A 22075-nucleotide genomic window follows, 5' to 3' on the forward strand; every position below is an offset into this window, starting at 1 on the left:
TCCCGAACGCTGCGCGGGCGTCGAGCGCGATCCCGGTCGGGACGCCGTCAGGCGCGCAGGTGGGCCACGTCGCCCACGGTCACGACGGCGCGGCTGTGGAAGAACCTGTCCTCGCGCAGCGTCGTGATGCTGCCCGACGGCACCGGGAACGCGACGTGGCCTGCCGCCTCGATCGGCATGCCGATCCACGCGGCGACGACCAGCCCCGCGGTGAAGCCGTGGGTCACCACGACGAGCTCGTCGGCGTCCTGCGCGAGCAGGTCCGTCATGGCCTCGTAGACGCGGACGGCCACGTCGAGCCGGGTCTCCGCGCCCGCGATGCCCACGTGGTGCCGCAGACGGTCCCCGACGGCCGGGGGCGGCACGAAGCGCGCGTCGAGCCACGACTGCGGCCGGCCACCGGCCTCCCCGTACGAGATCTCCCGCAGCCGCGGGTCGAGCGTCGGGTCGATGCCCCAGGCCTCGCCGACGATCTCGGCGGTCCGGCGCGTCCGCCGCAGGTCCGACGCGACGACAGCGACCCGGGCCGAGGCATCGATGCGCGCACCCAGCGCCGCGGTGATCGCCGCCGCCTCGCGCTCCCCGCGCGGCGTCAACGCCGAGTCGAACTGCCCGCCGACCAGCCCGTCGACGTGGTGCGTCGCCTCGGGATGCGTCACGACGCTGACCGTGCGCTCGCGCGCCGGCACCACGCCGGGGATGGGCGGGAGCGGGAAGGGGGGTGATGTGGCGGTCACGGGTCAAGGGTGGCACCGCTCGTCGTGCCGCCTGTGCAGGCCACACGTCTCCTTCGCGATGTGCGCGACCAGCGAATCGAGGTGCAGGCAACCCGTCGCCGTCGACGGCCCCGCGAGCACCGAGCACCTCGACCGACCCGACCCCCCGCCACGCCGTCAGGCCGGGGGCGGAGAGTGTGAAGCGTTGATACCGCAGGGCGGCAGCAACGCTTCACACTTCTGGAGCTGGGGGCCGGTTCAGGCGTGCGCCACGACCAGGCGGAGGGCTCCGGCGCGCTCGGGCTGCGTGCGCAGGTGCCCGTGCGCGCGGTCCCAGGCGCCGCTCGCGAGGTCGGCGCGCAGCCGGGCCAGGCCGCGCTCGGCCACGTCGGCGCCGGCCATGGCGAGCGCGGACGTCGCACCGAGCACCTCCGGACGCAGGAACGCCTCGGGGCGTCCGTAGAACGCCTCGCCGAACCCGTCGACGCAGTCCCACGGCACCGGGACCGACTCGACACGGACCGCCGAGCTGCCCGCCGCGAGGGTGTCCGTCAGGTGCTCGATCGTCGGGAACCGCGCCTGCTCCAGGGCGAAGACCTCGGGGACGTACTCGGCCAGCCAGAACTCCTGCAGCGCGACCGCGTCGAACGTGAGGACGACCACCGGCCCGCGGCTGACGCGCCGCATCTCACGCAGGCCCTGGTCGACGTCGCCCCACTGGTGGACGGTCACCGTCAACATCACGGCGTCGACGCTGTCGTCGTCGAGGGGCAGGTGCTCCGCGGTCGCGTCGAGGGCCGGTGCGGCACCCACGGGACGCTGGGCGCGCATCGTCGCGGACGGCTCGACGGCCAGCACCCAGCGGTCGCTCGGCTCGTACGACCCTGCGCCGGCCCCGACGTTGAGGACCGTCCGGGCCCCGCCGAGTGCCGCGTGCACCCGTGCCTCGATCCGCGGGTCGGGTCGGCGCACCGCGGCGTACCCGGTGCCGTGCCGCTCGTAGTCGAAGTCCCCTGCCGGTGTCCCGCGCTGCGCCACGGGAGACATCGAACCATCGGCCGGTCGCCCCGCCGGTCGTCATCCCGGCACGTGGGCCCCCGCGTGCCGACCCTGCGCCGAAGGGTGCCTGCGGCGGACGTCAGGGGGCGGGGTGTCCCGCGGCGTCCGGGACGCGGCCGGGCGCCTCGGCGGCGGGGTCGTAGTAGTCGTCGTCGTCCGCCGGGTCGTGACGGACGACCCGGCGGGGTCGCGCGGGCGCCGACGCGGCCCGGTCGTCCGGGTCGTCCTGCGGCTCGTCCCCGGGGCCGTCGGGGTCGTCGACGACGACCACGAGCGCGACGTCGTCGCCCAGCTCGACGCCCTCCGCCCGCCGGGCGGCGACCTTGACCGGGACCATGAAGCCGCCGTCCTTGGGGAAGATCGACGTCGTGAACGTCGTCGCGCCCAGGGTCACGCTCGCGGGGATGCAGCCCCAGCCGTAGGTCACGCGCGACGCGACGACGCGCAGGCGTGCCACCTCCGGGTCCGGGAGCGCGACGAAGTGGTACGGCGCCGGCCCGCGCCACCACACCACCTCACCACCGAACCGCAGCTCCACGCAGGCGAGCATGGCAGCGCCCACCGACACCCGGGAAGCCCCGCACGGGGCGCACGCCCCAGGGCGGCACGCAGAAAATGCCCTGCCGTCGCCGCCGCGCGCGCCTACCGTCGGACGCGATGCACGACGACGAGCTGACCCTCACGACGGACCAGGTGCGTGCCCTCGTCGCGGACCAGCACCCGCGCTGGCGCGACCTGCCCGTGCGGGCCCTGCCGCACCGCGGCACCGACCACGCGATGTTCCGGCTCGGGGACGACCTCGCCGTCCGCATGGCGCGGATCGTCGGGGCACGGGACGCGGTTGAGCACGAGGCCGCGTCGACCGAGCGCCTCGCGACGCTGCTCGGCGTCGAGGCGCCCGTGCCCGTGGCCGTCGGCGAGCCCGGGCACGGGTACCCGTGGCGGTGGTCCGTCGTCCGGTGGGTCGACGGCGCGACGCCGACGGAGCCGACGCCCGCGCTCGCGGACGACCTCGCGGACGTCGTGCTGCGGCTGCGCGCCCTGGACGTCCCGGGCCGGGTCAATGCCCGACGTGCCCACCCGCTCGCCGACCTCACGGACCTGCTGGTCGCCGACGCGCGGGCCGTCCGCGACGAGATCCCGCTCGATCTCGTGCTCCGCGCGTGGGAGGTGTCGTGTGCGGCCGATCCGTGGGACGGGGTCGGTGTCTGGCTGCACGGCGACCTCGCGCCCGGCAACCTCGTCGTGCGCGACGGCCGGCTCGTGGGGCTGCTCGACTGGGGCGGGGCCGGGCTCGGCGACCCCGCGGGGGACCTCGGCCCGGCGTGGAACCTCCTCGACGCACCGTCCCGCGCCGTGTTCCGCGCTGCGCTCGGCGAGGACGACGCGACGTGGGTGCGCGGGCGTGGCTGGGCGCTGCGGCAGGCGCTGCTGCAGCTGCCCTACTACCGCACGCGCTACGTGCCGCTAGCCGACCACGCGCGCGCGACGATCCGCGCGGTCCTCCAGGACGCGGGCCTGACTCCCTGACGCGCCCGGGGTCGAGCTGCAGCGTTCGGGACGTCAGACGTCCCGAACGCTGCAACGCGATGTCGTTGGGGGACCTCACCGGCGGATCGCTCGCGGCAGATCGTCCGTGGCGCGGGCGCAGCGACGCGGAATGGGCGCGGGTCGGGCTGCGGTTGTCCCTCACATGAGCCGTCCCCGCCACCAGGAGCCGCGATGAGCGCCGACCCGTCCCTGACCGCCGACGACATCGAGCTGCTGCGTCGCCCGCTGCACGGCTTCCTCACCGTCGCCTCCGGTCCCGTGCCGCCGCAGCCGCGTCCGGTGTGGTTCGAGCTCGCGGACGACGGCACCGTCCAGCTGTTCACCGGCCCCGACACCCTCAAGGTGCGGCGGCTGGGCCGCGACCCCCGCGCGTCGATCGTCGTCGCCGCCCCGGTGGGCGAGCGGGAGCACTGGGTGTCGGTCTCCGGACGGGTCACCGTCGAGGCCGACGGTGCGCACGACCTGGCCGCGCGCCTCGCCGCCCGCTACTGGGACCTGGCCGACCCGGTCCGCGCGCAGGACCTTGCGGGGATCCTCGCGGAGGACCAGGTCCGGCTCGTGCTCCACCCGGAGAGCGTCAGCCGCTACGCGTACTGACGGCCGACGGGAAGCGCCAGCGCGTCTGGCTGTAGGGCTCGGCCTTCGCGAACGCGAAGACCGTCCGCGGCGCCACGCGGAACACGAGGGCGGGGGTCGCGGCGGCGTCCTGGTGGAACGTCCCGTCGTGGACGTCGAAGCGCCACTGCTCGCCGTGCGCCGCGACGTACGCGTCGGCGACCCGCCGCAGCACCGCGTCGTCGCGCTCGCGCACGGCCTCACCCTCCACGACGACGTCGAGGCCGGCGTCCGTGAAGCCGTCGGCGGCGGTGAGCACGCACGCCGTGGCGTGCTCGAGGTTGCGCGCCTTCTGCTCCTGCGCGCCGGTGCAGAACCACAGCGCGTCGTCGAGCCACACCGCGAGGAGCGGCGTCACGTGCGGCCGGCCGTCGCGGCGGACGGTGCACAGCAGCAGCGTGCGCGCCGTGCGCAGCCGGTCGCGCGCGGTGGACCAGGCGAGTGGCTCGGCGCCGGGGGAGGAGAACCGCGGGTCGAGCTCGGCGGTCGGCTCGGCGGTCGGCTCGGCGGTCGGCTCGGCGGTCGTCGTCGCGGACGTCGTGGGATCCGTCGTCATAGGAGGGCAGACCGCGTCGGCCGCCTCGACTCATCGGTCCCGGCGGCGGTCCCCGGCGGCGGTTCCGGCACGCCGGGGGCTACGGTGCGCGCATGAGCAACCTGAGTGCGGTCGGCGACCGTGACGCGTGGCGCTGCTGGCTGTGCGACGAGCCGGTGGACCCTGACGCCTCGGTCAACTCCGACCTCGGCCCCAGCGTCGACCTCGGCGCCGTCGGCAAGTCGAAGAAGGCCCCGGCCGGTGCGGAGCGGCTCGCCCACCGGGCCTGCAACACCCGCAAGGGCGCGGTCAAGCCCGTCGTGGCGTGGTCGCCGGACCTGTTCGTCGTCGACCCCGCCCCCATCGCGGAGACCGTCGAGCGTCTGGGCCGCAAGGGCGGACGCGAGGTGGTGGCGCGCTGCCCCAGCCGTGCGGACGCCGACGAGGCCGCCGCGTGGCTGGTCGACCGGCTGTCGCGGTTCGCCCCCGACCTGGCCGTCGCGACGCAGGTCGAGCCGGGCGGCGGGCAGTTCCTGCTGGTGCTGCGCGCCGCCTGACGCCACCGCGCAGCGGCCTCGACGTCACCCCCACCCCGTCGACCGGAACCTCACTCACCGCTGGTGCGCCCGTGCGGTGAGTGACGTTGCGCTCGGGGGTCGTGACGCCTGCATCCTTCGATGCAACCGCCGACGTTCCACCCTCCGCCCGGCGCGGCAGCAGGTCGCCGTTTCCTAACGTCGAGTCACGTCAGACCGACCCCGACGAAAGGACAGTCCGATGAGCGTCGTCACTGCTCAGGCTCCCGCACCACCCCGGCGGGGAGGCGCGCTCGACATCGTCCGGCGCCGCCCGCTGCTGTCGTTCTTCGTGCTGGCGCTCCTGGCCAGCTGGATCGCGTGGATCCCGTACATCCTGTCGAACCACGGCCTGGGCATCTGGGACTTCAGCTTCCCCGGCGGCACGGGCGGTGGGCAGCTGCTCGGCATGCTCCCCGGCGCCTACCTCGGCCCCATCGGCGCGGCGCTCTTCGTCACGGCGATCGCGGACGGCCGTGCGGGACTGCGCGCGTGGGCGCGCCGGCTGTGGAACTGGAAGGTCAGCTGGAAGTGGTACGTCGGCATCCTCCTGAGCGTCCCCGCCGCGTTGATCCTCTCCGGTCTCGTGTTCTCCGGTGGGCAGGCGCACATGCCGTCCGCGATGATCCTGGGCGCCCTCGTGCCCGGGCTGCTCGTCCAGATGGTGACGACCGGCCTCGCCGAGGAGCCGGGCTGGCGCGACTTCGCGCTGCCGCGCATGCAGCGCATCATCGGTGCCCCCGGTGCGGCCGTGGCGATCGGCGCGCTGTGGGGCGTGTGGCACCTGCCGCTGTTCGTCACGGAGTGGGCGGACTGGAGCGGGACGGCGTGGTACCGGGGGCCGGAGTTCGTCGCCTTCTGCATCGCGTTCAACGTCGTGATGACCTGGGTGTTCAACCGGACCGGGCAGAGCCTGCCGATGGCGATGCTGCTGCACTGCAGCGTCAACAACTTCTCGGGTGTGTGGGGCGAGATCTTCCCGATGTGGGACGGCCCGATGTTCCTGCACCTGCTGCTGGTGACGGCGACCGTGGCCGGTGCGGTGACGCTCCTCGGCTCGCGGGGACGGCTCGGGTACCACCCGGACCCCGCCGACCACCTCGAGCACCAGCTCCCGGCGGCACGTCTATCGTGACGTCGATGATCGAGCGTCCTGCTCAGCACCGCCGCCGGCCGACGGACGTCGTGCCGGCGGCGTGCTGGGTGCTGTCGGTCGGGCTGCTCGCGGCGTCCGTCGTCGTGAGCAGCACCGACCCGGCGACCGCGAGCGGCGTGCCGGGGTTCGACGACGCCGCGTGGTGGTGGTCGGTCGGGGTGCTGGCGCTGCAGGCGGCCGCGCTGGCGTGGTGGGGCGGGCGTCCCCGTGCGGCCCTCCTGGCCGTCGCGGCCCTGATGCCTGCGCTCCTGGTCCTCGGTGACGGGATCGGGGTCGGGCTCATCGCGGTGATGGTCGCGACGTACCGGGCGGTCCTCGCGCGGCCCGCACGGCGTCTGACGCCGACGCTGCTGGGTGCCGGCGCGCTGGTCGCCGCCGCGGTGGCGGCCACAGCGCTGCGCGGTGGCGTCGACGGGTGGCCCGCGGTCGTCGCCGGCCTCCTGCAGGCCGTCGGCGGGGTCGGCCTGCCGGTCGTCGCCGCGAGCGTCGTCGGCTCGCGACGCGACGCGCTCGACGCCCTGGCGGGCACCGCCGAGGCGCAGAGCCGGGAGCGTGACGCCCTGGTGCAGGTCGCCGTCGAGCGGGAGCGGACCGCGATGGCACGCGAGCTGCACGACATCGCGGCCCACCACCTGTCGGGCATCGCCGTGATGACCGGGGCCATCGGCCGGCAGATCGACGTCGACCCGGACGGTGCCAAGGTCGCCGTCGCGCAGGTGCGGGAGCAGAGCACGGCCATGCTGCGGGACCTGCGCAACCTCGTGGTGCTGCTGCGGGACGTGGACGGGCCGGGAGAGCCCGGCGGCCCGGTGCGCATGGAGACCCTGGCGGGCATCGGTGAGCTCGTCGCGGGGGCGCAGGAGGCAGGGTCGGCGGTCTCGCTGGAGACGTCCGGCCCGGTGGCGGAGCTCGCCGCCTCGGGTGCCGTCGGTCCGCTGGCGCAGCTCGCGGCGTACCGCGTCGTCCAGGAGGCGCTGGCGAACGCCGCCCGCCACGCGCCCGGCGCGCGCTGCGAGGTGACCCTCGACGCGCGCGACGAGGGCCGTGTCGAGGTGGTGGTCCGCAACGGTCCGCCGGCCGAGGGGGAGGCGCCCGCGCACCACGACCCCGGCTACGGTCTGGTCGGGATGCACGAGCGCGCCGAGCTGACCGGCGCCACCCTGCGGTACGGGCCGACGCTCGCCGGTGGCTGGCAGGTCACGCTGTCGGTCCCCGCGACCGTCGCCCCGGCCGTACCCCCATCCGTACCCCCGGCCATACCCCCGGCCGTCGACCCGGCGCCGACGACGAGTGAAGGGCAGGACCGATGAGCGAGGCCGCCGCCGTGCGGGTGGTCGTGGCGGACGACCAGCCCCTCGTCCGCATGGGGTTGTCCACGATGCTGGCGACCGAGCCGGGCATCGAGGTCGTCGGACAGGCCGCCGACGGCACCGCCGCCGTGGAGCTGGCCCGCGCGCTGCGGCCCGACGTGGTCTGCATGGACATCCGCATGCCCGGGAAGGACGGCATCGCCGCGACGCGCGAGCTGTGCGGACCCGACGTCGACGACCCGATCCCCGTCCTGATCCTCACGACCTTCGACGTCGACGAGTACCTGTTCGGTGCGCTCGAGGCCGGCGCGTCCGGCTTCCTGCTCAAGGACGCCGAGCCGGCGACGCTCGTCGAGGCCGTCCGCTCGGTGGCCGCCGGGCACGGCATGCTCGCGAACGCCCTGACCCGGCGCGTCCTGCGCGAGGTCGTCACGCGGCGCCGGACGCAACCCGTGACCGCCGCCCGGGCGAGCGAGCTGCTCACCCCGCGCGAGCTGGACATCGTCCTGCTGCTGGCGCAGGGCATGTCCAACGAGGAGATCGCGCGCGAGCTGTTCCTCGAGGTGTCGACCGTGAAGTCCCACCTGGCCCGCGTGATGCCGAAGCTGGGTGTGAAGTCGCGGCTGCAGGCGGTCGTGTGGGCGTACCAGAACGGGATCGTCGACGTCGGGGGCTGACGCGCCCGTCGTTCGGCGGCTCATGAGCCCCGCAAGGCCGCCGAACGACGAGCTGGGCAGACGGGGAGACGTCAGGGGACCGGGATCCGCGACACCGTGAACGGTTCCGGGGTGCCGCCGGCGGACCGGGTCTCGAACTGGCTGTTGACCACCAGCAGGCTGCGGCCGGCCCGGGCGATGGTCGTCGGGTCGTCGAACGACGGGTCCGTCGTGCGGGACACGACGGTCCCGGAGGTCAGGTCGCGGGAGAGGCGCACGGTCACGACGGACGGGGGGCCGGCCGTCCACTCGGCCGCGAGCAGCCGGTTGCCGTCGAGCAGCAGGCCGTCGCCGGCGACGGACCCGCCGCCGAGGTCGATGACCTCGACGCTCCCGTCGGTCAGCCCGACGCGGAACAGCTCACCGGTCCGCGTCTTCGCGACGACGGCGGTCCGCCCGTCACGCGAGATCACGAGGCCGTTCGCGTTGACGTCCTGGTCGTACGTGAAGACGGTCCCCTCGAAGGACACGACCGGCTCGAGCAGCTCCGTGCCCGTCGTCGTCCGCTCGCTCGCGGCGATCCGGTAGAGGATCGGGCGCATGGAGTCCGTGACGTACACGTCACCCTGCGCGCTGACGGCGATGTCGTTGACGAACGTCGGCGTGCCGTCCTGCGCGACCTGCCACGACCCGGTCAGCTCGCGCGTCCGCAGGTCGTACGCCCACACCCGTCCGGTGGCGCCGCCGGCGACGAGCAGCGTCCGGCCGTCGACCTTCAGCCCGACCGCCATCGCGCGGCCGTCCTGCCCGCCGGGCAGGAACGGGGTGGCCGTCGGCTCGTCGAGGTCGCCGCGGTAGATGGTCCCGTCGGTCGTGCTGCTGACGTAGAAGTCGTCGCCACGGGCCGCGACGCCCTCGGGGTACACGTCGTCCGCGGCGGCACCGACGGGGTCGAGCAGGTAGGTCGTCGGCCGGCCGCGGCCGGGCCCGTTCGGATCGTGCGCGGCCGCCGGGACGGCCGCCACGAGCGTGAGCGCGACGGCGGCGGCAAGGGTGGTTGTGAGGCTGGAGCGCATCGGTGTACCCCTTCGACGGGGGCGTCCGTCTCACCGGGCGCGGGCCCCCACCGACGCCGGGAGTGCGCCGGGGATCGGGACGAACCAGCGCGGCACCCACGGTAGGGACGGCCCTGCGCGCAGGGCCAGACGTCGGTGGGCCCACGGTCCCGTGCGGGCCGTGGCGTGGACGACGCGGTGGAACGGGCGGGCGTACCGACCGCACCTACGCTCGGGACATGGACCCGGCGCAGGCCCGCCGCGAGCTGCCGTGGTGCGGGCCGCTGGACCACAACCCCGCCAACGTCATGCGCACGGTGGACGGTCGGCTCGTCGTCCTCGACCTGCTCTACGCGGACGGCCCGGACCTGTACGCGACCGCCGCCTCGGACCCTGACCGCGTCGTCGCGCTGATCCCCGAGGACGAGCGACGGTTCATGACCGAGATCCCGCTGACCACCTCGGGGCCGTGGGATCCCGTGTGGCTCGAGGCGACGCGAGCCGGGCTCGCCGCGGCCGACGCGCGGGCGGCGAGCGGGTGATCGAGGACGGGCCGGGCTGCGGGGTCACAGGCCCTCGAGGACGTCCGCGGCGAGCGCCTCGAGGTACTCGCCTGGCGGCCGTTCGACGGGGTAGGTCGGCCCGAACACCTCGTCGGTGATCGCGACGGCCTGCGCCGGGGAGGTGATGCCCAGCCGCCCGAAGAGCAGGGCGAGGTCGGGCAGGTCACGATCGCGGCCGGCCAGCATCTTCATGGCGAGCAGGTGACGCTCGGAGGAGACCAGGACGTGGAGGCCCGGCAGGACGATCTCGGTCGCCTCGGTGTCGGGCGCTGCGGGGACCCGCGAGGTGATCCGGTCGTTCAGCCACTCGACGGGCAGGTCGTGCCGGTCGGCGACGTCCCGGACCGCGGCGGCGAGCTGTCCCCGGTCGGAGCGGAACACAGCGTCGATGTCGCGGGTGCTCGCGCGACCGTCGAAGAGCAGTGTCATCGCCGCGCCGCCCGCGACGTAGACGGTCGCCGTCCAGCCCCGCGAGTGGAGGTACGCGCCGACCTCGGTCAGCAGCCGGTGGACGTCCTCGCGCGCGAGCGCCGGGTCCGGGGTCATGCGCCCGTGAAGTTGCGGGCGTCGAACCAGATGCCGAGGCGCGACAGCTCGGGCGGCGTGTTCTGCATCGCCATCACCGCGCGGGCGCCGCGGCCGCTGGGCCACCACCATGCGGCCAACGGCTCGCGCTCGGTCCAGGCCGGTGCGCCGCGCCCGAGCAGTCTCATCCGGTACCGCACGGCGCCGGCGAGCAGCGCGTCCCACCGGTCGTCCCCGGTGGAGTCCGGTGCGGCGAGCATGACGTCGAGGCGGTCGAGGGCCGCGACCAGGGGGACCTGGTTCACCGAGTCGCACACGAGCCTGCTCGCCCACGCGGCGTCACGGTCGTTCAGTGCGTCGCGGACCCGCTCGGCCACCTCGGGGAGAGTCAGCCACCACCGGACGTCGCGGTCACGCTCGGCCTCGATCGTCGATGCGGCGGTGAACGCGTCGCGGACCGCGGCCATGAACGGGTCGGCGTAGTCGACGCTGAGCAGCCGCCGCCTGCCCCGCGGCGTCGCCCGCACGACGTGGGCGTCGACGAGCCGGCCGACCTCCCGGGCGACGGACGACGCCGGGTGGCCGGTGCTGCGCGCAAGGTCGGCCGCCGTGCGCGTGCCGTCACCGGACAGCACGAGGTCCCGCAGGACGTCGCGTTGCACGTCGGTGCGGAACAGCACCGTCGAACCGGCCATGGACCGAGCCTATCTCTCAGAAGGTGAGACATAGGAGGGAGCGACCCGTCAGTCCCACCAGAAGTACCAGGACCCCGATCCCACCTGGTCCTGCGCCAGCTCCCTGATCGTGCCGACCCCCTGGTCGACGACGTCACCGCAGTAGGCGTACTGCTCGCGCGCGACGGCGTGCGCCTCGGCCGGGGTCGTGGGCGGCCGTCGGACGACGACCTCGAGCACCTGGTCGCCGGTGAGGGACACCAGCTCGGCACCGAAGCGCTCGTGCCAGTCCCGCAGGACGACGCCGTGGTCGACGGGTTCCATGTCGTAGTTGACGCCGCCCTCCCAGCCCAGGATCACCGGCACCTGCCAGCCGTGGGTCGCGGGCACGAGCGCCACCAGCCCGTCCTGCTCGGCGGCGGTGAAGGTCGGGGCATGGCGCCGCACGACGGGCGGGGGCTCGTCCCCGGGCGGGGTGTCGTCGACGTCCAGGTCGGCGTAGCGCGCGTGCCGCTGCGCGCGCAGCGCGACGAGGTCGGCCGTCGACATGGCCGTGGCTCGCCGCAGCTCGGCCGCGTCGTCGTAGTCGTCGCGCGACTCGGGGGTCAGCGCGGCGGCGAGGTCGCCGAGGTCGCTGCCCAGCAGCACCGGCCACAGGCCGCTGGCGGGGTGCTCGTCGCGCAGGCGGTGCCACCAGGCGACGAGGTCCCCTGCCGGCGCGGCGAACCCGCGCACCTCGACGCCGGAGCCGGTGACGCCCAGGACGTGCGTCGGCGGCGTCGCACCGGGCAGGGAGGCCGCCGGCAGGGAGCTCACCGGTGGGGAACCCGGCGCCGGCGGGGACGGCGCCGGTCGAGGCGACGGCGAGGGCTCCGCGCTCCGGGAGTCGCCGCCGAGGATCCTGCGCCACCAGCTCATGGGCTCATCGCACCACGACGACGCCCAGACCGAGCCGGAACGACCAACGATCAGCCGAACGGACGAGGTGCCCACCCGCCCCGCAACTGTGGCCCCCGACAGTGGTCGCAGATGTGCCCACGATCCACGCCGGGGAGTCCAGAGGTGACCACGATCCACTCGCCGACGCCCGGCTCCTCAGCCGTCGCCCAGGATCGCCGCTGTCAGACTCGCGCTGAGCGTGGGGTCGGCGTCCAGGCGCGCGTCGTCCAGGCTCACCGCGGGGACGACGCCCATCAGCGCGTTCATGACGAGCACCTGGTCGGCGGCCCGCAGGTCCGCGGGCGTGAGGCGGCGGTCCTCGACGGTGTAGCCCCGGCGGGGCAGGAGCCGCCGCACCTCGGCCGCCGTGGTGCCGGGCAGGGCGTGCGCGGAGAGGGGGAAGCGCACCGTGTCGCCGTACACGCCGCACACGCTCGCGGTGTTCGTCTCCGAGACCGCGCCGTCGGCGTCGAGGACCACCGCCTCGTCGGCGTCGTGGTCCCGGGCCCAGTCGCCCGCCAGCTTGTAGTGCAGGTAGCTGAGGGTCTTGTGGTCGGCGAGGTGGGTGTGCCGGGCGTGCGGGTACGTCCGCAGACGCAGCCCGCCCCGCAGGGCGAGGGCCTCGCGCGGCGCGTACGGCCGGGCGGTGGCGAACAGGACGGGCGACAGCGGTGCGTCGCTCGGGTTGCCCGCGGCGGCGACCAGCTTGACCGCGGCGGTCGTCTGCGCGAGCCCGTTCCGCTCGACGAGGTGCGCGATGACGTCGGCCCAGGTGACGTCGGGGGGAGCGCCCCCGAACAGCGCGCGCCAGGTGCGCTCGAAGCGCTCGACGTGGGCCCCCAGGAGGATCGGGCGGCCGGCCTGGACCCGCAGCGTCTCGAAGAACCCGTACCCGGACCCCAGGCCTTCGCTGTCGAGCGGCACCGTGGCGGCCGAGCGGGGGAGGAACTTCCCGTCCCGCCAGACCGTGCGGTCGGCGTGGTCCTGGCCACCGCCCGCCTGCAGCGCGTCCATCAGCGTCCGCCCCTTGTGCAGCGTCTCCTCGAACTCGCTGGCCGGGTCCGAGTCGAAGACGATGCCGCCCCCGACGGAGAACACGGCCCGGCCACCCGTGAACGTCGCCGTGCGGATCGCGATCGATAGGTCCATCGTGCCGTCGAACCCGACGTAGCCGATGCTGCCCGTGTAGACGTGCCGACGGACCGGCTCCAGCTCGTCGATGACCTCCATCGCCCGGATCTTGGGGCAGCCGGTGATCGACCCGCCGGGGAAGGTCGCGCGCAGCAGGTCGACGGCGTCCGTACCGGGATCGAGCTCGCCCGTCACGGTGGACACCAGGTGGTGGACGTTCTCGTACGTCTCGAGGCGCTTGTGCTCGGTCACGCGCACCGAGCCCGGGCGGCAGACCTTGCCGATGTCGTTGCGCAGCAGGTCGACGATCATCGACAGCTCGGCGTCGTCCTTCGGGCTGTCCTGCAGCTCGGCCCGCAGGGCGGCGTCCGCGGCCGGGGTCGCGCCGCGCGGCCGGGTCCCCTTGATGGGCCGCGTCTCCACCTCCCCGGCCCGCAGCCGGATGAACCGCTCGGGTGAGGTCGAGACGATCTGGTGGTCTCCCGCGTCGACGTAGGAGAAGAAGGGCGCCGGGTTGGCGGCGAACATGGTGGCGAACAGGTCGAACGGGTCGCCCGTGAACGGGGTCTCGAAGCGCTGCGACATGTTCACCTGGTAGACGTCGCCGTCGACGATGTACCGGCCGATGGCCTCGACGGCCGCCAGGTACTCCTCGCGGGAGAACGCCGACGTGCACGCTCCCGCCGCCCGCGGCGCCGGCTCCCGGCGCGCCGCCGGTGCCCGCAGCATCTCCGTGAAGCGCGCCACCCGCCGGCCGACCGCCGCGTCGTCGTCGTCCTGCAGACGCATCACGAGGAGCGTCGTCTCGTCGGTCACCCGGTCCTGGACCAGCAGGACGCTGGGTGCGACGAGGTGCATCAGGGGCAGCCCGAGGTCGTCGACGCTCGTCCGGGGCAGGTCCTCCAGGCAGTCCTTCAGGTCGTACGCGAGGTAGCCGAGCAGCCCGCCGGTCAGCGGCAGCCCCTCCTGCGGCGGCAGCTCGACGTGCCGGAGCACCCGGCGCAGCGTCGTGAACGGGTCCTCGTCCACCTCGACGCGCCGGTCGCCGTCGACGAGCGTGGTCCGCGTGCGCTGCCCGCGCAGCGTCAGCCACGGGTCCACGCCCAGGACGTGGTGGCGCGCGCTGTCCAGGTCGCCGCCGCTGAGCAGGGCGACCGTCCCGGGCCGGTGGGCGAACCGGCGCACCACCTCGACGAACGGCTCGTCCAGCACCAGGGCCTCGCGGTGGACGCCCGTCACCGTGCGGAACGACGCCGGCCGGCCGTCGGTCGCGACGCTCATGCGCGCACCCCGTCCAGCGGGCCGGTGCGCAGGAAGTTCTCGATGAGCGCGAACCCGTGCTCGGTGAGGAAGCTCTCGGGGTGGAACTGGACGCCGGACAGCGGGTGGCGGACGTGCTGGACGCCCATCGGCACGCCGTCCGCCGAGCGCGCGTTGACCCGCAGCCCGTCGCCGATGCCCGTCGTGGCGAGCGAGTGGTACCGCGCCACGGTGAACGGCGCAGGAACCCCGGCGAACAGGCCCGTGCCGTCGTGGTCGACGGCGCTGCGCTTGCCGTGCATCGGGACCGGCGCGTGCACCGTGCTCCCGCCGAAGGCCTCGACGATGCACTGCATGCCCAGGCACACGCCCAGGATGGGGACCTCGCCGTGGAGCCGGCGGATCAGCTCGGTCGAGATCCCGGCGGCGCTCGGGCTCTTCGGTCCGGGGCTCACCAGCACGTAGTCGGGCCGCGCGCGCGCGACGTCGTCCACGGTCAGCGCGTCGGCGCGGAACACCGCGATCTCCAGGTCGTACCTGCGGAACATCTGGACGAGGTTGAAGGTGAACGAGTCGTAGTTGTCGATGACGACGAGCCTGGCACTCATGGTGGACCCGGTCCTTCCTCAGGCGAACGCCGGTCGCGGGCGCTACAGGGTGGTGAAGCCGCCGTCGACCGGCAGGTACGTGCCGGTCATGAAGCGCGACAGGTCGCTCGCCAGGAAGACCACGGCGCCGGCCATGTCCGCGGGCAGCGCGTTGCGGCGCATCGGGGACCTGGCGGCGATCGACTCCTTGACGTGGGGTGCCATGGGCATGGCGGCGTCCGTCAGTGTGAGGCCCGGCGCCACCGTGTTGGCGCGGATGCCGTGGGGGCCGAGCTCCGTGGCGATCGAGCGCACGAACGCGTCGACGGCGGCCTTGGCCGTGCTCTGCGCGAGGAACCCCTCGGAGCTGCGCTTCGACAGGGTGCTCGAGACCGCGATGATGCTGCCGCTGCCGCGTCGGACCATCTCCGGGGCGACCGCCTGGCACGGGTGGAACACGGCCTTGAGCTCGTTGCCGACCTTCCGCTCGAGGTCCGCCCAGTCGTACCCGAGGAAGGGCGCGTGGCGGAAGTGCATGTGCGCGTTGGCGACGAGGACGTCGACGCGCTCGAACCGCCCGTGCACGGCCGCCACCATGTCGGCGACGTCGTCCGCGCGCGTGACGTCCGCCCCGAACACCTCGGCCGTGCCGCCGTCCGCCTCGATGAGGCCCTTGACGTGCCGCGCCTGGGCCTCGCTGTCGCGGTAGTTGATGGCCACCGTCGCGCCCTGCTCGGCGAGCAGGAGCGCCGTGGCGAGCCCGATGCCGCGGCTGCCGCCGGTGACCAGCACGACCTTGCCGCGGAGCAGACCGGAGTCCGCCGCCCGCGGCTTCGACGTGCGTGCCGCGGTGGGCGCCGACGACGCGCCGCGCGCACCCACCGGCAGCCGCGCGATCTCGCGGTCGATCACCGCGGCGAGGGAGTGCAGGCGCGGGGAGTCGAAGAGCTCGGCGAGGCCGATCGCGATCCCGAACTCGTCCTTGGTCCGGGCCAGGACGCGCATGGCGGCCAGCGAGTGGCCCCCGATCTCGAAGAAGTGCGTCGCGCGGCCGATGCGCGCGGCCGGCACGTTGACGACGAGCCCCCAGATGTCCGCCAGCGTGCGCTCGGTCGCGGTCGCCGGGGCCTCGTACGCGCCGCTCTGCTGCAGCTCGCCCTGCGCCTCGTGCAGCGCGCGGCGGTCCAGCTTGCCGTTCGGCAGCAGCGGCATCGAGTCGAGCAGGACGAACGCGTCGGGCACCATGAAGGCGGGCAGCCGGTCCTGCAGGAACGCGCGCAGCTCCGCGACGTCCACGGGCTGGTCGGGCCGGTGGGTGAAGAACGCGACCAGCCGGTCGCCGCGGCCCACGACGGCGCGGGCCCGGACGCCCGGGAAGCCGCTCATCACCTCCTCGACGTGGCGGACGTCGAGGCGTGACCCCCGCACCTTGATCTGGAAGTCCCAGCGGCCGATGAAGTCGAGCGTCCCGTCGGGCAGGTACCGGACGACGTCGCCCGTGTTGTAGAGCCGGTCGCTGGGCGTGCTGCCGAAGGGGTTGGGCGTGAAGCGCTCGGCGGTCAGGGCGTCGAGGCCGTGGTAGCCCTCGGGCAGGCCGACGGACGCGACGTGCAGCTCACCGGGCACGCCGTCGGGCACCAGCCGGCCGTGGCGGTCGAGCACGTAGAGCCGGGTGTTGGCGATCGGGGTGCCGATCGGGACGAACTCGGACTGCCCGTCCAGGCTCGACGTGTCGTGGTAGGTCACGTCGTTCAGCTCGGTGCACCCGTAGTTGTTGATCAGCCGCGCGTCCGGGAGCACCTCGCGGGCGGCGAGCACCAGGGCCCGGGGCAGCGGCTCCCCGGCGGTGATGCAGATCCGCAGCGCGGGCAGCCGACGGCCGGTGGCCGCCAGGTGCTCGACGACGCTCGCCAGGTGCGAGGGGACGATGTTGAGGCGGCTGACGCGGTGCTCGGCCAGCGCCTCGACGAAGGCGGCCGTGTCGCGCACGGTCGCGTTGTCGATGACTGCCTGGGGGCACCCGTTGAGCAGGCCCGCGAACAGCTCCTTGACCCCGACCGCGAACGCGAACGTCGTCTTCTGCCCGACGACCTCCCCGGGCTCGAACGGCAGGCTCGCCTCGAGCGAGCTCAGCCAGTTGACGAGCTGGCGGTGGGGGACGCGGACGCCCTTGGGCGTGCCGGTGGACCCGGAGGTGTACATGACGTAGGCCAGCGCGTCGGGGGGTGCGGGGTGGGCGCGCGGGGCGTCCGGGGTGTCCGGCCCTGCGTCGTCGACCTGGTCGACCCGCACGCACGCGGCGTCGTCGATCCCCAGCGCCGCCTGGTGCGCGGCGTCGCAGACGACGACGCCCGGGCGGGCGTCGTCGAGGATCTGCTGCAGGTACGCCGCCGGGTACGCCGGGTCGAGCGGCACGTACGCCGCCCCCGCCCGCCACACGCCGAGGAGCGTGGCGAGCAGGTCGCCGCCCCGCGGCAGGCAGACCGCGACGACGTCCCCCGGTGCGGTGCCCCGCGCGGCGAGCGCGTGCGCCACCCGGCCGGAGCGCAGGGCGACCTCCCGGTACGTCCACGCCCCGCGGGAGTCCCAGCACGCAGGCGCGTCGGGGGCCAGCGCCACCTGCGCGTCGAAGCGCTCGACGAAGGTCCAGGCGGGCGCCTCGGTCACGCGGGCGCGGTCGGAGCGCCCCAGCAGCTCCGCGACGTCGGCGTCGCGCAGCAGCGGCAGGTCGAGGACGCGGCGGTCCGCGTCGGCGACCATGCCCTCGAGCACCTGCTGGTGGTGGGCCAGCAGGCGCTCGACGGCCTGCCGGTCGTACAGGTCGGAGGCGTAGACGACCTCGACCTCGAGCCCGTCCGCGTCGCCCGTGTACGACAGCTCGATCTCGCACCGGGCGGGGGCGTGCTCCTGGGCGAGCAGCGTCAGGACGTCCTCGTCCGTCTCCCCGGGCTCGGGGAAGGCGCGGAACGTCACGCCGCCGGGCAGGGGCGCGTCGAGCGAGGTCTCGGGGAAGTTCTGGTGCCGGATCACGACGGGCACCAGCGGGTTGGCGCTGCCGCGGCGTGCCACGTCGGTCGCCTGGAGGATCTGCTCGAACGGCACCGGGTGCTCGAACGCGCCGAGCACCTGCGCGCGCACGGCCTCGAGCAGCCCGGACACGGTGCCGTGCTCGTCGATGCGCAGGCGCAGCGGCAGGATGTTGACGAAGAACCCGATCAGCGGCTCGAGCGCGACGTCCGGCCGGTCGGACGTCGTGGTCCCGAGGCACAGGTCGGTCTTGTCGGTGTAGCGGCTCAGGGTGACGCCGAGCCCCGCGAGCAGGGACATGAAGAGCGTGCAGCCGTGCCGGCGCGAGAAGCGCTCGAGCTCCTGGGAGAAGGCCTGCGGGTACCGGTGGACGACGGTGCCGCTCGTGGTGCCGGACCGCAGCTGCCGCGTGCGCACGGTGGGGAGCTCGAGGGAGTCCTCGTAGCCCGCGAGCGTCTCGCGCCAGTACGCGAGGTCGTCGGTCAGGTCCGCGGTCCGCTGCATGCGCGCGTAGTCCTGGTACTGGACCGTCAGCGGCGGCAGGTCCGGCTGCTCCCCGCGGCAGAAGGCCGCGTAGGCGTCCTGGAGCTCGGCCAGCAGGATCGCCTTGAGCGACCAGGCGTCGGCGGCGATGTGGTGGACGCTGAAGAGCAGCAGGTGCCGGTCGCTCGCCAGCCGCAGCAGGCGGGCGATGCAGATCGGGCCGCGGTGGAGGTCGAAGCGGTGCTCCAGGAGCCGGTCGAGGTGCTCCAGCATGCCCGCGCGGTCGACGTCGACGACCGGCAGCCGCACGCGCCCGGGCGGTGCGACGAGCTGCCGGGCCTCGCCCGCGGCCGTCTCGCCGTACGTGGTCCGCAGGCTCTCGTGCCGCGCGACGACGAGGTCCAGGCTGCGCTCGAGCGCGTCGACGTCGAGGTCGCCGTGGACGAGCAGGGGCAGGGGCAGGTTGTAGCTCGTCGTGCCCGGGCTGCGCCGGTGGTGGACCCACAGCCGCTCCTGGAACCACGACAGCGGGCTGCCGGCGTCGCCCGGTGTCCGGAGCGCCCCGACGCCCGTCGGCGACACCGACGGGCGCACGCTCTCGTCAACGGCCATGCGTGTGTCTCCCCTGTGCGCCGTCGCGCCGCTCTTCGACCCCCACCCCTGGGCGCCCGCCGAAGCCGGCGGGCGTGTGCCGCCCCGCGGCCCCGCAGCCGCGGCCGTCACTGTAGCGCTTCGGACATTTCGCCCGGGGTTCGTGCTGTTGAACGGACGGCTGCGCTCACCTGGTTCCCGGTTGTGGTCGCAGATGTGACCACGACCGGGAGCTCGGCGGTGCAGGTCTGCCCACTTCCGGACCTGCCCGTTGTCGGCAGGGGGAGGGGCGCCTAACGTTGGTGCGCCAACGAGCCACGCCGATGTCGCCTGAGGAGAGCACCGTGCAGCAGATGGACGGCACCGCCGACACCCCCGAGCTGAAGCAGCTCTACGCGGACTTCGAGGCGCACAGCCTGGCGCCGCTGTGGACCCAGCGGGACGACCTCATGCCCGAGGCGCCGGCACCGAAGGCGGTCCCGTACCTCTGGCGGTGGAAGACCCTCTACGACATCGCGCAGCGATCCGGTGAGCTCGTGCCGGTGGGCCGCGGGGGTGAGCGGCGCGCCATCGGGCTGGCGAACCCCGGCCTGCCCGGCACCGCCTACGCGACCCCCACCCTGTGGTGCGCCATCCAGTACCTCGGCGGCCACGAGACCGCCCCGGAGCACCGGCACAGCCAGAACGCGTTCCGCTTCGTCGTCGAGGGGGAGGGCGTGTGGACCGTCGTCAACGGCGACCCCGTCGCCATGCGGCGCGGTGACCTGCTGCTCACGCCGGGCTGGAACTTCCACGGCCACCACAACGACACCGACCAGCCCATGGCCTGGATCGACGGCCTCGACGTCCCGTTCTCGCACTACGCCGACGTCGGCTTCTTCGAGTACGGCTCCGAGCGCGTCACCGACGAGGCGTCGCCGGACGTCTCCCGCTCGGAGCGGCTGTGGGCGCACCCCGGCCTGCGGCCGCTGTCCGGGCTGCAGGACCAGAGCAGCTCCCCGCTGGCCGCGTACCGGTGGGAGCACACCGACCGTGCCCTGACCGAGCAGCTGCGGCTCGAGGACGAGGGGTACCCGGCGACCGTCGAGCAGGGGCACGCCGCGATCCGCTACACCAACCCCACCACCGGCGGCGACGTGATGCCGACCATCCGGTGCGAGTTCCACCGGCTGCGCGCCGGGGCCGCGACGCCCGCCCGCCACGAGGTGGGCTCCGCGGTGTGGCAGGTGTTCGAGGGGAACGGCACGGTGGTGCTGGGCGGGACCGAGCACCGCGTCGAGACCGGTGACCTCTTCGTGGTCCCGAGCTGGGTCCCGTGGTCGCTGCACGCCGACACCCGGTTCGACCTGTTCCGCTTCACCGACGGGCCCATCGTCGACCGGCTGCACTTCACGCGGACCTACGTGCCCGGGCAGCGCGACGAGGACCTGGCGTGAGGCTCGGGACGCTGCGCGTCGCGGGCTCCGACGCCGTCGGGCCGGCCGACGGGTCGCCCCGCACCGCGACCGTGGCGGTGCGGGTGGACGACGACGTCGCCGTCGAGATCCCCGGCTTCGACGACGTCGGCGCACTGCTGGCCACGACGGGGTGGCGCGCCACCGCGGCGGCGGCCGACGGTGCCCGCCACCCGCGCGCGGCCCTCGCACCGCGGGCCTGGGCCCCACCCGTGCTCCGGCCGTCGAAGGTCGTCTGCGTCGGGCTCAACTACCGGCACCACATCCTGGAGATGGGGCGGGACCTGCCGGCGTTCCCGACGCTGTTCGCCAAGTACCCCGAGGCGTTGATCGGCCCGTACGACCCGATCGTCCTGCCCTCCGTCGCGGCCGACGCCGTCGACTGGGAGGGCGAGGTCGCCGTCGTCGTCGGCGCGACGGCCCGCCGGCTCGACGAGGCCGCCGCGGCGGACGCGATCGCCGGGTACGCCGTTCTCAACGACGTCACCATGCGGGACCACCAGTACCGCACCACGCAGTGGCTGCAGGGCAAGACCTTCGAGGCGACCACACCGTTCGGGCCGTGGGTCACGGTCGCGGAGGCGCCTCTGACCGGTGAGCTGCGCACGGTCGTCGACGACGAGCAGGTGCAGCGCACGCCGGTCGAGGACATGGTCTTCGGTCCGGCCGCCCTCGTGGCGTACATCTCGCAGATCCTGACCCTGCACCCGGGCGACGTCATCGCGACCGGGACGCCCGGGGGCGTCGGGCACGCGCGCAGGCCCCCGCGCTACCTGCAGCCCGGGAACACGCTGGTCACCACGGTCACCGGGCTCGGCGAGCTGCGCAACGACGTCGTGGCGGAGGGCTGACGTGGCGGGCCGGACCGACCGGACGACGGACCCGCACCTGCGCGCGTCGCTGCTGCTCGCCAGGCGGGGGCAGGCGTACTTCTCCCGCAAGCTCAACGAGCTGCGCAACGACGAGCTCGACGCCCCGTCGCTCGTGCCGGGGTGGACCCGCCGGCACGTCGTCGCGCACGTCGGCCTGAACGCCCGCGCGCTGACCCGGCTGACCGAGTGGGCCGCGACGGGCGTCGAGACCCCGATGTACGCGTCGCGCGAGGCGCGCGACGCGGAGATCGAGCTCGGGGCGACGCAGCCGGCGCGCGCCCTGCGGCACCTCTCCGCGCACGCGGCGGTGCACCTCAACGTCGAGTGGCGGGACCTCACCGACGACGCCTGGGGAGCGCAGGTCCGGACGGGCCACGGCCGGGTGGTGCCGGCGAGCGAGACGGTGTGGATGCGCACCCGCGAGGTGTGGGTGCACGCGGTCGACCTCGACAACGGCGGCTCGTACCGGGACTTCCCGGCCGAGCTGGTCGACGCGCTGCTCGCGGAGGTGGTCTGCGCGTGGCACGCGCGTCCCGACGGGGTCGCGGTGCCGGTGCTGGAACCCACGGACCGGTCGGTCCTCCTGGGTCACCCCGCACCCCCGGCCGACGCGGGCCCGGCCCCCCGCGTGCGCGGCCGCGCCGCCGACCTGGCCCGGTGGGCGACCGGCCGCGGTGGAGCGGGCCTGCTGACGACGTCCGACGGCTCACCCGTCCCGCCGCCACCGCGCTGGCTGTGACC

The 22075-nt window shown here is 74.5% G+C and carries 21 protein-coding genes; 10 read left to right on the plus strand and 11 right to left on the minus strand.

Annotated features, from left to right (window positions below):
• Positions 1-47: 47 nt before the first annotated feature.
• The 3 genes from OKX07_RS01850 to OKX07_RS20375 all read right to left on the minus strand — a co-directional run bounded on the left by OKX07_RS01850 (position 48) and on the right by OKX07_RS20375 (position 2313).
• Complete coding sequence (locus OKX07_RS01850; protein ID WP_265630174.1) at positions 48-737, minus strand: histidine phosphatase family protein; 690 nt, start codon at positions 735-737, stop codon at positions 48-50.
• A gap of 237 nt (positions 738-974) precedes the next feature.
• The gene (locus tag OKX07_RS01855) at positions 975-1754 is read right to left on the minus strand and encodes a class I SAM-dependent methyltransferase (RefSeq protein ID WP_416220812.1); all 780 of its coding nucleotides are present in this window, start codon (positions 1752-1754) and stop codon (positions 975-977) included.
• A 100-nt stretch (positions 1755-1854) separates the two neighbouring features.
• Entirely contained in the window at positions 1855-2313 is a 459-nt protein-coding gene (locus OKX07_RS20375) for a DUF1905 domain-containing protein (protein WP_322746816.1), read from the minus strand.
• A gap of 119 nt (positions 2314-2432) precedes the next feature.
• Here OKX07_RS20375 and OKX07_RS01865 point away from each other — a divergent pair, with 119 nt between their 5' ends.
• Positions 2433-3305, plus strand: a complete 873-nt coding sequence (locus tag OKX07_RS01865) for an aminoglycoside phosphotransferase family protein (protein ID WP_265630176.1) — start codon at positions 2433-2435, stop codon at positions 3303-3305.
• Positions 3306-3497: 192 nt separating this feature from the next.
• On the plus strand, positions 3498-3923 hold the full coding sequence (locus tag OKX07_RS01870) for a pyridoxamine 5'-phosphate oxidase family protein (RefSeq protein ID WP_265630177.1): 426 nt from the start codon (positions 3498-3500) through the stop codon (positions 3921-3923).
• Here the strand turns inward: OKX07_RS01870 and OKX07_RS01875 are convergent.
• Positions 3904-4497, minus strand: a complete 594-nt coding sequence (locus OKX07_RS01875; protein WP_265630178.1) for a pyridoxamine 5'-phosphate oxidase family protein — start codon at positions 4495-4497, stop codon at positions 3904-3906. The two genes, OKX07_RS01870 and OKX07_RS01875, sit on opposite strands and share 20 nt — an antisense overlap.
• A gap of 92 nt (positions 4498-4589) precedes the next feature.
• Between OKX07_RS01875 and OKX07_RS01880 the strand changes: the two genes are divergently transcribed.
• The 4 genes from OKX07_RS01880 to OKX07_RS01895 all read left to right on the plus strand — a co-directional run bounded on the left by OKX07_RS01880 (position 4590) and on the right by OKX07_RS01895 (position 8194).
• Positions 4590-5033, plus strand: coding sequence for a hypothetical protein (locus tag OKX07_RS01880; protein WP_265630179.1), 444 nt, complete (start codon positions 4590-4592; stop codon positions 5031-5033).
• Positions 5034-5253: 220 nt separating this feature from the next.
• Positions 5254-6186, plus strand: coding sequence for a CPBP family intramembrane glutamic endopeptidase (locus tag OKX07_RS01885; protein ID WP_265630180.1), 933 nt, complete (start codon positions 5254-5256; stop codon positions 6184-6186).
• A gap of 5 nt (positions 6187-6191) precedes the next feature.
• Positions 6192-7517, plus strand: a complete 1326-nt coding sequence (locus tag OKX07_RS01890; protein ID WP_265630181.1) for a sensor histidine kinase — start codon at positions 6192-6194, stop codon at positions 7515-7517.
• Positions 7514-8194, plus strand: a complete 681-nt coding sequence (locus tag OKX07_RS01895) for a response regulator (RefSeq protein WP_265630182.1) — start codon at positions 7514-7516, stop codon at positions 8192-8194. The genes OKX07_RS01890 and OKX07_RS01895 overlap by 4 nt, the downstream gene beginning before the upstream one ends.
• Before the next feature lie 71 nt (positions 8195-8265).
• On the opposite strand, the gene OKX07_RS01900 is transcribed toward OKX07_RS01895, so the two are convergent.
• On the minus strand, positions 8266-9249 hold the full coding sequence (locus OKX07_RS01900) for an SMP-30/gluconolactonase/LRE family protein (protein ID WP_265630183.1): 984 nt from the start codon (positions 9247-9249) through the stop codon (positions 8266-8268).
• A gap of 218 nt (positions 9250-9467) precedes the next feature.
• On the opposite strand from OKX07_RS01900, the gene OKX07_RS01905 reads away from it, so the two are divergent.
• The gene (locus OKX07_RS01905; RefSeq protein WP_265630184.1) at positions 9468-9770 is read left to right on the plus strand and encodes a hypothetical protein; all 303 of its coding nucleotides are present in this window, start codon (positions 9468-9470) and stop codon (positions 9768-9770) included.
• Between the two features lie 24 nt (positions 9771-9794).
• On the opposite strand, the gene OKX07_RS01910 is transcribed toward OKX07_RS01905, so the two are convergent.
• The 6 genes from OKX07_RS01910 to OKX07_RS01935 form a co-directional block, all read right to left on the minus strand.
• Positions 9795-10337 (minus strand): hypothetical protein, encoded by a 543-nt coding sequence (locus OKX07_RS01910; RefSeq protein WP_265630185.1) that lies wholly within the window; start codon positions 10335-10337, stop codon positions 9795-9797.
• A complete protein-coding gene (locus OKX07_RS01915) occupies positions 10334-11011 on the minus strand; it encodes a winged helix-turn-helix domain-containing protein (protein ID WP_265630186.1) in 678 nt (225 codons plus the stop codon). Before OKX07_RS01915 ends, OKX07_RS01910 begins: the two co-directional genes overlap by 4 nt.
• 48 nt (positions 11012-11059) lie before the next feature.
• Entirely contained in the window at positions 11060-11806 is a 747-nt protein-coding gene (locus OKX07_RS01920) for a DUF4253 domain-containing protein (protein ID WP_265630187.1), read from the minus strand.
• 279 nt (positions 11807-12085) lie between these two features.
• Entirely contained in the window at positions 12086-14341 is a 2256-nt protein-coding gene (pabB, locus tag OKX07_RS01925) for an aminodeoxychorismate synthase component I (RefSeq protein ID WP_265630188.1), read from the minus strand.
• Complete coding sequence (locus OKX07_RS01930; protein ID WP_265630189.1) at positions 14338-14928, minus strand: anthranilate synthase component II; 591 nt, start codon at positions 14926-14928, stop codon at positions 14338-14340. Before OKX07_RS01930 ends, pabB begins: the two co-directional genes overlap by 4 nt.
• A gap of 42 nt (positions 14929-14970) precedes the next feature.
• Positions 14971-19029, minus strand: a complete 4059-nt coding sequence (locus OKX07_RS01935) for a hybrid non-ribosomal peptide synthetase/SDR family oxidoreductase (protein WP_265630190.1) — start codon at positions 19027-19029, stop codon at positions 14971-14973.
• 302 nt (positions 19030-19331) lie between these two features.
• On the opposite strand from OKX07_RS01935, the gene OKX07_RS01940 reads away from it, so the two are divergent.
• Genes OKX07_RS01940 through OKX07_RS01950 form a run of 3 tightly spaced genes read left to right on the plus strand, consistent with a single transcriptional unit; the run spans position 19332 to position 22073 of the window.
• Positions 19332-20444, plus strand: a complete 1113-nt coding sequence (locus tag OKX07_RS01940; protein WP_265630191.1) for a cupin domain-containing protein — start codon at positions 19332-19334, stop codon at positions 20442-20444.
• Positions 20441-21313, plus strand: coding sequence for a fumarylacetoacetate hydrolase family protein (locus OKX07_RS01945; RefSeq protein ID WP_416220813.1), 873 nt, complete (start codon positions 20441-20443; stop codon positions 21311-21313). The genes OKX07_RS01940 and OKX07_RS01945 overlap by 4 nt, the downstream gene beginning before the upstream one ends.
• 1 nt (position 21314) lies before the next feature.
• On the plus strand, positions 21315-22073 hold the full coding sequence (locus tag OKX07_RS01950) for a maleylpyruvate isomerase family mycothiol-dependent enzyme (RefSeq protein ID WP_265630192.1): 759 nt from the start codon (positions 21315-21317) through the stop codon (positions 22071-22073).
• Positions 22074-22075: the final 2 nt, after the last annotated feature.

It is taken from the genome of Cellulomonas sp. S1-8 (genome assembly GCF_026184235.1).
In the GTDB taxonomy this organism is placed as follows: Bacteria; Actinomycetota; Actinomycetes; order Actinomycetales; family Cellulomonadaceae; genus Cellulomonas.